At 72.5% G+C, this 13,470-nt stretch carries 12 protein-coding genes; 2 read left to right on the top strand and 10 right to left on the bottom strand.

Translation table 11 applies throughout. The features are described from left to right. Positions 1-224 precede the first annotated feature (224 nt). Positions 225-893, top strand: coding sequence for a pyridoxamine 5'-phosphate oxidase (pdxH, locus tag AC07F0_RS01945; RefSeq protein WP_010035799.1), 669 nt, complete (start codon positions 225-227; stop codon positions 891-893). A gap of 24 nt (positions 894-917) precedes the next feature. Here the strand turns inward: pdxH and AC07F0_RS01950 are convergent, their stop codons facing one another. The 9 genes from AC07F0_RS01950 to AC07F0_RS01990 all read right to left on the bottom strand — a co-directional run bounded on the left by AC07F0_RS01950 (position 918) and on the right by AC07F0_RS01990 (position 11,620). Next, the gene (locus AC07F0_RS01950; protein WP_478972977.1) at positions 918-1,535 is read right to left on the bottom strand and encodes a TetR/AcrR family transcriptional regulator; all 618 of its coding nucleotides are present in this window, start codon (positions 1,533-1,535) and stop codon (positions 918-920) included. A gap of 4 nt (positions 1,536-1,539) precedes the next feature. Next, entirely contained in the window at positions 1,540-2,274 is a 735-nt protein-coding gene (locus AC07F0_RS01955) for an enoyl-CoA hydratase family protein (RefSeq protein ID WP_478972980.1), read from the bottom strand. Beyond that, the gene (locus tag AC07F0_RS01960; RefSeq protein WP_478972983.1) at positions 2,271-3,872 is read right to left on the bottom strand and encodes a 4-coumarate--CoA ligase family protein; all 1,602 of its coding nucleotides are present in this window, start codon (positions 3,870-3,872) and stop codon (positions 2,271-2,273) included. The genes AC07F0_RS01955 and AC07F0_RS01960 overlap by 4 nt, the downstream gene beginning before the upstream one ends. A 25-nt stretch (positions 3,873-3,897) precedes the next feature. Beyond that, positions 3,898-5,025 (bottom strand): acyl-CoA dehydrogenase family protein, encoded by a 1,128-nt coding sequence (locus AC07F0_RS01965; RefSeq protein ID WP_478972986.1) that lies wholly within the window; start codon positions 5,023-5,025, stop codon positions 3,898-3,900. Positions 5,026-5,107: 82 nt separating this feature from the next. Next, complete coding sequence (locus AC07F0_RS01970; protein WP_478972989.1) at positions 5,108-6,949, bottom strand: acetyl/propionyl/methylcrotonyl-CoA carboxylase subunit alpha; 1,842 nt, start codon at positions 6,947-6,949, stop codon at positions 5,108-5,110. 11 nt (positions 6,950-6,960) lie between these two features. Further along, positions 6,961-8,559 carry an acyl-CoA carboxylase subunit beta gene (locus AC07F0_RS01975; RefSeq protein ID WP_478972992.1) on the bottom strand — a complete coding sequence of 533 codons (1,599 nt, stop codon included), beginning with the start codon at positions 8,557-8,559 and terminating at the stop codon, positions 6,961-6,963. Continuing rightward, positions 8,556-10,223, bottom strand: coding sequence for an acyclic terpene utilization AtuA family protein (locus AC07F0_RS01980; RefSeq protein WP_478972995.1), 1,668 nt, complete (start codon positions 10,221-10,223; stop codon positions 8,556-8,558). The genes AC07F0_RS01975 and AC07F0_RS01980 overlap by 4 nt, the downstream gene beginning before the upstream one ends. Then, entirely contained in the window at positions 10,220-11,017 is a 798-nt protein-coding gene (locus AC07F0_RS01985; RefSeq protein ID WP_478972998.1) for a TIGR03084 family metal-binding protein, read from the bottom strand. Before AC07F0_RS01985 ends, AC07F0_RS01980 begins: the two co-directional genes overlap by 4 nt. A 144-nt stretch (positions 11,018-11,161) precedes the next feature. Continuing rightward, on the bottom strand, positions 11,162-11,620 hold the full coding sequence (locus AC07F0_RS01990) for a pyridoxamine 5'-phosphate oxidase family protein (RefSeq protein WP_478973001.1): 459 nt from the start codon (positions 11,618-11,620) through the stop codon (positions 11,162-11,164). Positions 11,621-11,690: 70 nt separating this feature from the next. Here AC07F0_RS01990 and AC07F0_RS01995 point away from each other — a divergent pair, with 70 nt between their 5' ends. Further along, positions 11,691-12,374, top strand: coding sequence for a formylglycine-generating enzyme family protein (locus AC07F0_RS01995; RefSeq protein WP_478973003.1), 684 nt, complete (start codon positions 11,691-11,693; stop codon positions 12,372-12,374). A 10-nt stretch (positions 12,375-12,384) separates the two neighbouring features. Here the strand turns inward: AC07F0_RS01995 and AC07F0_RS02000 are convergent, their stop codons facing one another. Further along, a complete protein-coding gene (locus AC07F0_RS02000; RefSeq protein WP_478973006.1) occupies positions 12,385-13,356 on the bottom strand; it encodes an EamA family transporter in 972 nt (323 codons plus the stop codon). Between the last annotated feature and the right edge of the window lie 114 nt (positions 13,357-13,470).

Raw genomic sequence — 13,470 nt, forward strand, 5'->3', positions numbered from 1 at the left:
TGTGTCAGTCGGCTTGCGCAGCGGGCGGCCGTCCGGAGGATCCACGGTCGTGTGCGGCGACTCGCGGTCCTGGCCGGTCTCCCCTGTGATGCCCCGTGCGGCTGGCGGTCACCCAACCGGAACGGCACGGAAACGATATCCCCGAGTGCCACCGTTGGGGAGGGTTCACGGCACTCAGTGCCAGGCAGTGACGAAGGACACCGTCCATACGGCAAGATGACCGGGTGACCGACCGCGACGCCGTCCCCTTCGACCTGGCCTCGATGCGCAAGCAGTACCGGGCCGAGGGCCTCTCCGAGAACGAGCTGGCCGCCACCCCCGTCGAGCAGTTCGCGCGCTGGTTCAAACAGGCCGCGACGGACGGCGGGCTGTTCGAGCCCAACGCCATGATCGTCTCTACGGCCGACGCCGAGGGCCGGCCCAGCTCCCGCACGGTGCTGCTGAAGCACTTCGACGAACAGGGCTTCGTCTTCTACACGAACTACGACTCCCGCAAGGCCCGTGACCTGGCGGAGAACCCGTACGTCTCGCTGCTGTTCCCCTGGCATCCGATGGCCCGGCAGGTCATCGTGACCGGGGTCGCGCGGCGTACCGGGCGGGACGAGACGGCGGCGTACTTCCGGACACGGCCGCACGGCTCCCAGCTCGGGGCGTGGGCCAGCGCCCAGTCCTCGGTGATCGCCACCCGCGCGGACATCGACGGCGCGTACGCCGAACTGGCCGCCCGCTACCCCGAGGGCGAGCAGGTCCCCGTGCCCCCACACTGGGGCGGGTTCCGGGTGGCCCCGCAGACGGTGGAGTTCTGGCAGGGCCGCGAGAACCGGCTGCACGACCGGTTGCGGTACGTGGAGCGGGCCGACGGGAGCTGGCGCGTGGAGCGGCTCAGTCCCTGAGCGGACATCCCCGGGCGGACACCCCTAGCGGCGGCCCAGCGCCCCCTCCAGCAGCCCCGCCCACTGCTCGACCACGCGTTCCCGGCGGGCCGCGTCGTCCGTGAGGAGGTTGGCCAGGCCCAGGCCGCGGGCCATGTCGAGGAGGCCCTGGACGGTCTCGCGGACGCCGGGGAGGGATTCGTCGGCGGACAGCAGGTCGACGGCTATGCGGTGGGTCTCGCGGCCCACGCGGGATTCGAGTTCGGTGACGCGGGCGCGGAGCTGGTCCTCGTTGGAGGCGGCCACCCAGAGGTGGAGGGCCGCGCGGAACAGCGGTCCGGTGTAGAGGTCGACCAGGGCCGCGACGACCGCGTGCCGGTCTCCGGCCGCGCCCTCGGGGAACAGGGCGCGCAGGGCCGTGGAGCGTTCCTCGGCGACGTACTCGACGGCCGCCGTGAAGAGGTCCTCGCGGGTCGGGAAGTGGTGCTGGGCCGCCCCGCGGGAGACACCGGCGCGTTCGGCGACGACGGAGACGGTGGATCCGGCCCAGCCGTGTTCGGCGAGGCAGGACACGGCGGCTTCCAGGAGCCGCTGCCGGGTGGCCCGGCTGCGGTCCTGCTTGGGGACGCGCTCCGCGCGGTCGACCGTGCTCACACCGCCCATGTCCTCACACCACCCATACCGGATCCCGTCGCTCGAGGAAGGCCGTCATCCCCTCGCGGGCCTGCGGGGAGGAGAACAGCCGGGCCGAGAGCGCGGTCAGGCCTGCCGCGTCCCGGTCGAAGGCTTCCAGCACCCTAGTCGTGAGCAGCCGTTTCGTCTCGGCCAGGGCGTCGGGGGCGGATCTGCGCAGACCGTCGAGGATGGGGGCCAGTGCGGTGTCCACGTCGTCGGCGTGGGTGGTGAGCAGGCCGGTCGCGGTGGCCTCCGCGGCACCGAAGCGTTCGCCGGTGAGGTAGTAGCGGGACAGGGCGCGCGGGTCGGTGCGCGGCAGCAGCGGCAGGGAGATGACCGCGGGGGCGACGCCGATGCGGACCTCCGTGAAGGCGAAGGTGGCCCCGGTGGAGGCGGCGGCGATGTCGCAGGCGGCCAGCAGGCCGAGGCCGCCCGCGCGGACGTGGCCGGTGACCCGGGCGACCACCGGCTTGGGCAGGTCGATGATCCGGCGGAGCAGGGCGACCAGCGCCTCGGGGGGCGGCGGGTCCTTGAGGTCCGCGCCGGCGCTGAAGGTGTTGCCGGTGTGGGTGAGGACGACCGCGCGGACACCGGGGTCCCGGCCGGCGTCCGCGAGCGCCTCGGCCAGTTCGCCGACGAGGGCCGCCGACAGGGCGTTGCGGGTGTGGGGCGAGTCGAGGGTGAGGGTTTCCACGGCACGCGCGCGTACCCTGCCGATCAGGGTCATGCGCGCTCCCTGAGCTTCCGGCGGAGGATCTTGCCGGAGGCCGCCCGGGGGACGCCGTCGATGAAGGTGACGTGCCGGATCCTCTTGTAGGGGGCCACGCGCTCGGCGACGTACATCATGATCTCCGCCTCGGACAGGTCGGTGCGGTCCGGCCGGCGGACCACGTACGCGTGCGGGCTCTCGTTGCCGTCGTCGTCGTACGCGCCGATGACGGCGGCGTCGGCGATGCCCGGGTGGGTGAGCAGCAGGGCCTCCAGCTCGGCGGGGGCCACCTGGAAGCCCTTGTACTTGATGAGTTCCTTGACGCGGTCGACGACGAACAGCCACCCTCCCCCACTCTCGGCTTCGCTCGAGCGGGAGGCGCCCCCACCGTCCACGTGCCCCACGTCGCCGGTGTGCAGCCAGCCGTCGGTGTCGATCATCGCGGTCGTGGCGTCGGGGCGGCCCAGGTAGCCCTTCATGACCTGGGGGCCGCGGATGAGGATCTCGCCGGACTCGCCGGCGGGCAGGTCCTTGCCGGGGTCGTCGAGGGAGACGATGCGCATCTCGGTGCCTGCGATGAGCTTGCCGACGGTGCCGGGCGGTGCGTCGCTCATCGCGTCGAGGGGCACGACGTGCGTGCCGGGCGACAGTTCCGTCATGCCGTAGGCCTGGCCGACGGGCAGGCCCAGCCGCTCGGCGCAGGCGGCGGCGAGGCGGGCGTCCAGAGGTGCGGCGGCGCTGATGACGTACTTCAGCGACGACAGGTCGTACTGCGCGACGGCCGGGTGCTTGGCGAGGGCGAGCACGATCGGCGGGGCCACGTACAGGGCGGTGATGCGGTGGTTCTGGATGGCCGCGAGGAACTGCTCCAGGTCGAAGCGGGGCAGGACGACGACGGTGGCGCCCTGCCGCAGGGGCGCGTTCATCAGGGCCGTGAGGCCGTAGATGTGGAAGAAGGGCAGAACCGCCAGGACACGGTCGCCCGGGCCCGCGGGTATCGCAGGGCTGAGCTGGGCGAGGTTGGTGGCGATCTGCCGATGCGTGAGCATCACGCCCTTGGGCGTGCCGGTGGTCCCGGAGGAGTACGGCAGGGCCGCCACGTCCTCCACGGGGTCGATGGCGACCTGCGGCTCGGGAGCGGCACAGGCCAGCATGTCGATCAGGGAGCGGTGTCCGGTCGCGCTGTCGCACACGAAGATCTCGTGTACGCCGCCCGCGAGTTCGGCGGCCCGGCGGGCGATGTCCAGCAGCGGTGAGACGGTGATGATCCAGCGGGCCGCGCAGTCCGTCAGCTGCTTGGCGAACTCCTGGGCCGTGGCGAGCGGGTGCACGGTGGTGACGGTGGCTCCCGCGCGCGTGGCGGCGTAGAACGCGGTCGGGAAGGCGATGGTGTTGGGGCTGTGCAGGGCGAGGACATCGCCCTTGCGGACCCCGGCCTCGGCGAGGGCGGCGGCGACGCGCCGGTGGAACCGGTCCACCTGCTCGTACGAGAGGGTGGTGCCGTCGGTGCCGTCGATCAGCGCCGGGATGTCGCCGAACTCCGCGGCCCGGGCCAGGACCGCGTCGTGGATGGGCAGGTCGACGGGCGGGACGTCTGCGTACTCGCTGCGGAACATGGTTCCTCCTCGCGCGCGGGCCGTCTCAGTACGACTTGGGCAGGCCCAGGGTCTGGTGGGAGACGTAGTTGAGAATCATCTCCCGGCTCACCGGGGCAATACGAGCCACGCGCGCGGCCGTTATCAGCGAGGCCAGACCGAACTCGCGGGTGAGGCCGTTGCCGCCGAGGGTGTGCACGGCCTGGTCCACGGCCTTCACACAGGCCTCCCCCGCCGCGTACTTCGCCATGTTGGCGGCCTCGCCGGCGCCCAGGTCGTCGCCGGCGTCGTAGAGACGGGCCGCCTTCTGCATCATCAGGCGCGCGAGTTCGAGGTCGATGTGGGCCTGGGCCAGGGGGTGGGCGATCGCCTGGTGGGCGCCGATGGGGGTGTCCCAGACCTGCCGGTCGCGGGCGTACTCCACGGCTTTCGCGAGGGCGTGACGGCCCATGCCGATCGCGAAGGCGGCCGTCATGATGCGCTCGGGGTTGAGGCCGGCGAAGAGCTGGAGGAGCCCCGCGTCCTCATCGCCGACGAGTGCGTCGGCGGGCAGCCGTACGTCGTCCAGTGTCAGCTCGAACTGCTTCTCCGCGGCGGCCAGTTCCATGTCGATGGGGCGGCGGGTGAAGCCGGGTGCGTCGCGCGGGACGATGAACAGGCAGGGCTTGAGGCGGCCGGTGCGGGCGTCCTCCGTGCGGCCGACGATGAGGGTCGCGTCCGCGAGGTCGACGCCGGAGATGAAGACCTTGCGGCCGGTGAGGATCCAGTCTCCGGTGTCCTGGTCGCGGCGTGCGGTGGTCGTGATGCGGTGGCTGTTGGAGCCGGCGTCGGGTTCCGTGATGCCGAAGGCCATGAGGCGGGAGCCGTCCGCCAGGGCCGGGAGCCACTGTTGTTTCTGGGCGTCCGTGCCGAAGCGGGCTATCACTGTGCCGCAGATCGCCGGTGACACGATCATCATGAGGAGGGGGCAGCCGGCCGTGCCGAGTTCTTCGAGGACGATGGAGAGTTCGGAGATGCCGCCGCCTCCGCCGCCGTATGCCTCCGGCAGGTTGACGCCGAGGTAGCCTAGTTTGCCTGCTTCTGACCAGAGTTGGGTGGTGTCGGATCCGCGGCCGTGGCGTTTGCCCAGGGCTGAGACGGCTTCTCTTAGGGCCTTGTGGTCTTCGGTGTCCATGGGTGTCCTTTCGGGTGCGGGCCGTACGTGGCTGGTCGCGCCCACGCGGCGGAGCCGCATATTCAATGCGGCCCCGCGCCCCTTAGGTTTCCGACACAACCGCCAGCACTACGCCCGGCTCCACCTGTTGTCCGAGTGCTACCGGCAACGCGGTCAGCGTTCCCGTGACCGGTGCCGTGATCTTGTGCTGCATCTTCATCGCCTCCAGCCAGAGGAGGGGATCACCCGCCTTCACGGGAGTTCCTGCGGCCAGGCCGTCGGCCACTCGGACGACCGTGCCCGGCATGGGGGCCAGGAGGGAGCCGGGGGCGTGCTGGGTCGTCGGGTCGGGGAAGCGGGGCAGGACCGTCAGCGCGGTGGAGTTGACGTAGACCTGGTCGCCGTAGTGCGTCACCTCGAACGTGCGGCGTACTCCGTCCACTTCGAGGACGACGAGCTGCGCGTCGGCGTGCACCACCCGTACGCCGTCCGCTTCCAGGCCCGTGCGCGTGTGCCGGTAGTGGACCTCGTGTTCCTGCCCGGCCATGGCGTAGCGCTTGGTCTGCGGTTGTGAGGGGACGTTGCGCCAGCCGCCGAAGCGGGAGCGGCCCTGGGCGTCGGCGAGGGCGGCGGCCAGGGGGGCGTGCGGGTCGGGGGACGGGGCGGTCAGGTGCGGCAGGTGGCGATCGTAGAAGCCGGTGTCCATGCGGGCGGCGGCGAACTCCGGGTGGCGCAGGGAGCGGACCAGGAGGTCGCGGTTGGTGACGGGGCCGTGGATGACGGCCCGTTCCAGGGCGGAGGCGAGCTTGCGGACGGCCTCCGTGCGCGTGGGGGCGTGGGCCACGGCCTTGGCGAGCATGGGGTCGTAGTGGACGCCGATGTCGTCGCCGTCGGTGTGGCCGGTGTCGAGGCGGATGCCCTCGGGCAGGGCGAGGCGGTGCAGGCGGCCGGTCTGGGGGGACCAGTCGCGGGACGGGTCCTCGGCGTAGAGGCGGGCCTCCACGGCGTGGCCACGCGCGCGTGGCGGGGTGCTGTCGAGCCGATGGCCCTCGGCGATGCGGATCTGTTCGGCGACCAGGTCGAGGCCGAACACGGCTTCCGTCACGGGGTGTTCCACCTGGAGGCGGGTGTTCATCTCCAGGAAGTGGGCCCTGCCGTCGGCGACGAGGAACTCGACCGTGCCGGCCCCCACGTAGTCGACGGCTCGGGCGGCCCGTACGGCGAGGGCGCTCAGCTCCTCCTGGAGTTCCTCGGAGAGTCCGGGTGCCGGGGCCTCCTCGACGACCTTCTGGTGGCGGCGCTGGAGGGAGCAGTCGCGGGTGCCGAGCGGCCAGACGGTGCCGTGGGTGTCGGCGAGGATCTGCACCTCGACATGGCGGCCGTTCTCCACGTACGGCTCGACGAAGACCTCGCCGTCGCCGAAGGCGCTCTCCGCCTCGGCCCGTGCGGCGGCCAGTTCGGTGTCCAGGTCCGCCAGGTGCCGTACGACGCGCATGCCGCGTCCGCCGCCGCCCGCCGCCGCCTTCACCAGGACCGGGAGGTCGGCCTCGGTGACGTGGGTGAGCGGCTTCAGCCCCATGAGCCGTTTGGCGCGGGTCTTGGACGCCATCGCCGCGATGGCGTCCGGGGGCGGGCCGATCCAGACCAGGCCGGCGTCCAGGACGGCCCGGGCGAAGCCGGCGTTCTCGGAGAGGAAGCCGTAGCCGGGGTGCACGGCGTCCGCTCCGGCCGCGAGGGCCGCCTTCACGATCAGGTCGCCGCGCAGATAGGTGTCGGCGGGCGCGGCCCCCGGAAGTCGTACGCCCGCGTCGGCCACGCGCGCGTGGAGGGCGTTCTCGTCGGCGTCCGAGTGCACGGCGACCGTGCGGATGCCGAGCTCGTGGCAGGTGCGGAAGACGCGGCAGGCTATCTCGCCCCGGTTGGCGACCAGCACAGAAGTGATCACGGAAGGTTTCCTCACATCCGGAAGACGCCGAAGCCGCCGCGCGCGCCCTCGTAGGGGGCGGTGTGGATGGCGGAGAGGCACAGGCCGAGGACGGTGCGGGTGTCGCGCGGGTCGATGACCCCGTCGTCGTACAGCCGCCCGGACAGGAACATCGGCAGCGACTCGGACTCGATCTGCTGCTCGACCATGGCGCGCAGCGCGGCGTCCGCCTCCTCGTCGTACGGCTGTCCCTTCGCGGCGGCCGACTGGCGGGCGACGATCGACAGCACGCCCGCGAGCTGCTGCGGGCCCATCACGGCCGACTTGGCGCTGGGCCAGGCGAAGAGGAAGCGCGGGTCGTAGGCCCGGCCGCACATGCCGTAGTGGCCGGCGCCGTAGGAGGCGCCCATGAGGACCGAGAGGTGCGGGACGCGGCTGTTGCTGACCGCGTTGATCATCATCGCGCCGTGCTTGATGATGCCGCCCTGCTCGTACTCCTTGCCCACCATGTAGCCGGTGGTGTTGTGCAGGAAGAGCAGCGGGATGTCGCGCTGGTTGGCGAGCTGGATGAACTGGGCGGCCTTCTGGGACTCCTCGCTGAAGAGGACGCCTTGGGCGTTGGCCAGGATGCCGATCGGATAGCCGTGGAGCGCGGCCCAGCCGGTGGTCAGGCTCGTCCCGTACAGCGGCTTGAACTCGTCGAAGTCGGAGGCGTCGACGACGCGGGCGATGACCTCGCGCGGGTCGAACGGGCTCTTGAGGTCGCCGGGGACGATGCCGAGGAGTTCGTCGGCGTCGTACTTGGGGGGCTCTGCCGGGCCCGGATCGCCGTACGCCTTGCGGTGGTTGAGGCGGGCGATCACGCGGCGGGCCTGCCGGAGCGCGTCCTGCTCGTCGACGGCGAAGTAGTCGGCGAGGCCCGACACGCGCGCGTGCATCCCGGCGCCGCCCAGGGACTCGTCGTCGCTCTCCTCCCCCGTGGCCATCTTCACCAGCGGCGGACCGCCGAGGAACACCTTCGCCCGCTCCTTGACCATGATCACGTGGTCGGACATGCCGGGGATGTAGGCGCCTCCGGCCGTGGAGTTGCCGAAGACGACCGCGAGGGTGGGGATGCCGGCGGCGGACAGCCGGGTCAGGTCCCGGAAGATGGCACCCCCGGGGATGAAGATCTCCTTCTGCGACGGCAGGTCGGCGCCGCCGGACTCCACCAGGCTGATGCAGGGCAGCCGGTTGGTGAGCGCGATGTCGTTGGCGCGCAGGGCCTTCTTGAGCGACCACGGGTTGCTCGCACCCCCGCGTACGGTCGGGTCGTTGGCCGTGATCAGGCACTCCACTCCCTCGACGACACCGATGCCGGTGACGAGGGACGCGCCCACGGTGTGGTCGCTGCCCCAGGCGGCCAGCGGGGACAGCTCCAAAAACGGTGTGTCGGGGTCGAGGAGCAGCTCGATGCGTTCGCGGGCGAGCAGTTTGCCGCGCCTTCGGTGCCGCTCGACGTATTTCTCGCCGCCGCCCGCGAGGGCCTTGGCGTGCTCGGCGTCGAGTTCGGTGAGCTTGGCGAGCATGGTCTCGCGGTTGGCCCGGTACTCGGGGCCGCTCGGGTCGAGCGTGGAGGTCAAGACGGTCACAGGAGAGCCTCCGGTATGTCCAGGTGGCGGGAGCGCAGCCATTCGCCGAGGGCCTTGGCCTGCGGGTCGAAGCGGTGCCGGTCGGCGGCGCCCGCGCCGAGGATGCCCTCGATGACGAAGTTGAGGGCGCGGAGGTTGGGCAGGACGTGCCGGGTGACCACCAGCGGCCGGCTCTCGGGGATCAGCTCCCGGAACCGGTCGGTTGTCAGCTCGTGCGCGAGCCAGCGCCAGGCCTCGTCCGTGCGGGCCCACACACCGACGTTGGCGTTGCCGCCCTTGTCGCCGCTGCGGGCGCCGGCGACGAGACCGAGCGGGGCGCGCCGGGCGGGCCCGGGCGGCAGCGGCTCGGGCAGGTGCGGCTGCGGGACCTCGTCGAGTACGGCGGTGTCGCGGGCCGGCGGCACGGGGACCCGGCGCCCGTCATAGAGGACGGCCACATGGTCGACGGCACCATGGGGGACGTACACCTCCTCGAAGACCCCATAGGGCTCGCCCTTCCCCGGTGGTGCCAGCACATGGAACCCGGGGTAGCTCGCCAGCGCCAGCTCCACCGCGGCCCCGCTCAGCGCACGGCCCACGGTCTGCTGGTCCGGGTCCCGCACGACCAGCCGCAGCAACGCGCTCGCCGTCTCCTGGCTCGGGGCGTCGGCCCGGTCGGTGCGGACCAGCTCCCAGCGCACCTCGGCGGCCTTGCCCAGGGCCGGTTCCATCTGCTCCCGCACCAGGGCGGCCTTGGCCTCGATGTCGAGGCCGGTGAGCACGAAGACGACCTCGTTGCGGAAGCCGCCGAGCCTGTTGAGCCCGACCTTGAGGGTGGGCGGCGGCGCCTCCCCTCGCGCCCCCTCGATCCGCACCCGGTCGGGTCCGTCCTGGGCGAGCCGCACGGTGTCGAGCCGGGCGGTGACGTCCGGCCCCGCGTACCGGGCCCCGGCCGTCTCGTACAGCAACTGGGCGGTGACCGTGCCGACGTCGACGAAGCCGCCGGTGCCGGGGTGCTTGGTGATGACGCAGCTGCCGTCGTCGTGGAGCTCGGCGAGCGGGAAGCCGGGCCGGCGGACGTCGCCGTCCCGGAAGAAGGCGTAGTTGCCGCCGGTGGCCTGCGCCCCGCACTCCAGCACGTGCCCGGCGACGACGGCCCCCGCCAGCCGGTCGTGGTCCGTCTCCTGCCACCCGAAGTGGGCGGCGGCCGGCCCGGTGACGAGTGCCGCGTCCGTCACCCGCCCGGTGACGACGACGTCGGCGCCGGCCCGCAGACAGGCCGCGATCCCGAAGCCGCCGAGGTAGGCGTGGGCGGCGAGACTGCCGGGGTGGGCGGCGGTGAGGTCGTCGCCCTCCACATGTGCGACGCGCACGGGGATGCCGAGCCTGTCGGCCAAGTGCCGTACGGCGTCGGCCAGTCCGGCCGGGTTGAGCCCGCCGGCGTTGGTGACGATCCGCACGCCCCGCTCGTGGGCGAGCCCGAGGCAGTCCTCCAGCTGCCGCAGGAACGTACGGGCGTATCCGGCGCCCGGGTCCTTCAGCCGGTCCCGGCCGAGGATGAGCATCGTCAGCTCGGCGAGATAGTCGCCGGTGAGGACGTCCAGGTCGCCGCCCGTGAGCATCTCGCGCAGGGCGTCGAAGCGGTCGCCGTAGAAGCCGGAGGCGTTGCCGATGCGGAGGGTCACTGTGCGGCCCTCCGCGCAGGGCGCCCGGTGCCCGGCGGCCCCGCGAAGGCCTGGGCGATGTCCAGCCAGCGGTCGGCGTCGGGGCCCTCGGCGCGCAGGGCGAGATCGGCGCGGTGGGCGCGCTGGGTGACCAGGAGGCAGAAGTCGAGGGCGGGCCCGGTGACGCGTTGCGGGGCGTCCTCGGGGCCGTACGCCCACAAGTCGCCGGAGGGGGCCTGGAGTTCGACGCGGAAGGAATCGGCCGGCGGAGTCAGCCCGTGCACGCCGTAGGCGAAGTCCCGTGTGCGCACCCCGAGCCAGGCCACATGCCGCAGTCGGTCGGTGGGTGGGCGCACCACACCGAGTGCGTCAGCCACATCCTGTCCGTGGGCCCAGGTCTCCATGAGACGGGCCGTCGCCATGGAGGCGGCCGACATGGGTGGGCCGTACCAGGGGAAGCGCGCCTTGGGCGGGGCGGCCCGCAGCGCCTCGTCCAGCGCCGTACGGCCGTCACGCCACCGCGCGAGCAGGTCGGTGGGCGGGAGTCCGGCGTCCTCCTCGGCGCCCTCGTCGACGAAGGAGCCCGGTGCGGCGAGGGCCTTCTCGACCAGGGCCTCGAAGCCGTCGGCGTCCGTGACGGCGAGCAGGGCCGAACGGTCCGTCCAGGCGAGGTGGGCGATCTGGTGGGCGACGGTCCAGCCGGGCGCGGGGGTGGGGAGCGTCCAGCTCGGTGCGCTCAGCCCGGCGACGAGGCGGTCGAGTTCCTCGCTCTCCTCGCGCAGGTCGTCGATCACGGACGTCGTCGGATCGGACACGGGCGCTCCCCTCGGGGCACGGCGGTGTGCGGAGGTGGTGCAGGGCGGTGCGGCGTGCCGAGGAGCATGGCAGCGGAGCCAGAAACAATCAAGCGTGCTTGCATGAAAATGTGCCGGCGGACTCACGCCCAGTCTCCGCAGACCTCAGCCGTCGACGTCGAGCGCCGTCCCGTACAGCCGGTCCACGTGCAACCGGACGACCACGCGCCGTTCGGCCACCAACTGCTCCAGGAACGCGCCTTCGTCCTGCGGCCTGGCCTCCTCCGGGATGATCCCGAGCAGCTCCCGCCCGACCTCGTCGCCGGGAACCGTCGTGACGTCGGACACCTCCGCCTCGCCCTCCGCGACGGCGAACGACCACACGTCACCGCCCTGCACATGCAGCGCCGCGCGCGGATTGTGCCGCAGCTGCCTGACCTTGACGCGGTCGGCCGTCGTCGAGAACCGCACGATCCGGGCCTCGGGGTCCCAGCCGTAGACCATGGTGGTCAGATGGGGCCGGCCGTTGCGCTTGACGGTGGCGAGCGTGCCGAACTGCTGCTTGCCGAGCAGGTCCGAGAGGGCTTCCTCGGACAGCGGGCGGGGTGCGGGGCCTTGAGTCATGACCAGGCCAACTCCGGTGTCCGCGCGGAAATTTCACGACGGCGAACGCACCGCCGTTAGGGTGGCTCGCATGGGCGCCGACGTGGACATGGGGATCGAGATGGTGGCCGTCCCGCCAGGGCGCGTGACGCTGTCCGACCGGCGGACGCAGCGGAGTTGGGCGGTCGACGTCGCGTCGTTCCGGATGTCGGCGGTGCCGGTCACCCAGGCCTGGTACGCCCGGGTCACCGGTGAGCGGCCGAGTGCCGCCCGCGGTGAGCGGCTGCCCGTCGAGGGCGTGTCGTGGTGGGACGCGGTCCGGTTCTGCAACGCCCTGTCCCGGGCGGAGGGGCTGACACCGGTGTACCGTCTGTGCGACGACTCGGAGTCGGTCGACCGGGACGCCTCCGGTGACGGGTACCGGCTGCCGACCGAGGCCGAGTGGGAGCACGCCTGCCGGGCCGGCGGCAGCGGGCCGCGGTACGGGCGGCTCGACGAGATCGCCTGGTATCGCGGCACCTCACAGGAGCGGATCCGCCCCGTGGGCGGCAAGCGGCCCAACGCGTGGGGCCTCCACGACATGCTGGGCAATGTCTGGGAGTGGTGCTGGGACGTCTACGACGCCGAGGTCTACGGCAGCTACCGGGTGCTGCGGGGCGGCGGCTGGGCCGACGAGCACTGGAGCTGCCGTGCCTCCGTACGGCGCCGCAGCCATCCGACGTTCCGGATCGACGACGTCGGATTCCGCGTGGCGCGCGCGTGCCGGCCGCAGTGAACGCGTCCCCCTAGCCCTCCAGCCCCGTACCCTCCAGCGCCGCCGTCTTCCGGCGGCCGCCGCCGCGTCCGCGCCCGACCTGGGTCCGTACCGCTCCCATGCTCGCCACGATGACGAGGGCGATCGCGGCGGCCTCCATGGCGGTCAGGGCCTGGTCGAGGAGGAGGAAGCCGGCCGTCGCGGCGATGGCCGGTTCCAGGCTCATGAGGATCGCGAAGGTGGAGGCGGGCAGACGGCGCAGGGCGAGGAGTTCGAGGGTGTAGGGCAGGACCGAGGAGAGCAGGGCCACCGCCGCGCCCAGGCCCAGCGTCACCGGGTCGAGCAGCTTGGTGCCCGACTCGGCGATGCCCAGCGGCAGGAACAACACCGCCCCCACGGCCATGGCCAGGGCCAGGCCGTCCGCCTGCGGGAAGCGGCGTCCCGTACGGGCGCTGAAGATGATGTAGGCCGCCCACATGGCGCCGGCGCCCAGGGCGAAGGCCGCTCCTGTGGGGTCGAGGCCGCTGAAGCCTCCGCCGCCGAGGAGGAAGACACCGGCGAGGGCGAGCGCCGCCCAGACGACGTTGATCGCGCGGCGGGACGCCAGCACCGAGAGGGCGAGCGGCCCGAGAACCTCCAGGGTGACCGCGGGGCCCAGCGGGATGCGGGCGACGGCCTGGTAGAAGAGGCCGTTCATCGCGGCCATGGTGATACCGAAGACGATGACCGTGCCCCAGTCGGTGCGCGAGTGGCCGCGCAGTCGCGGCCGGCAGACCAGCAGCAGGACGGCCGCCGCCACGAGCAGCCGCAGCGCCACCACCCCGAGGGCGCCCGCCCTCGGCATCAGCATCACCGCCAGCGCGCCGCCGAACTGCACCGAGATCCCGCCCGCGAACACCAGGCCCACCGGCCCGAGGGAGCCCAGCCTGCCCGGCCCTGCGGCCGGTGCGCCGGTGTCGGTCGTCGCGGACTGGGGTGTGGTGGCGGTGTCCGGAGTGGTCACGGGCGGTCCTGTGCTCGGCTCGGCTGCGTACTCGACTTCACAGGTGCACCGTCTTGCACGCTCACGTGCATCACGATGTACCCTGAAGTCCAGAGTAATGGACTCGGTCAGGCG

This window comes from Streptomyces sp. NPDC045955, assembly GCF_056430805.1.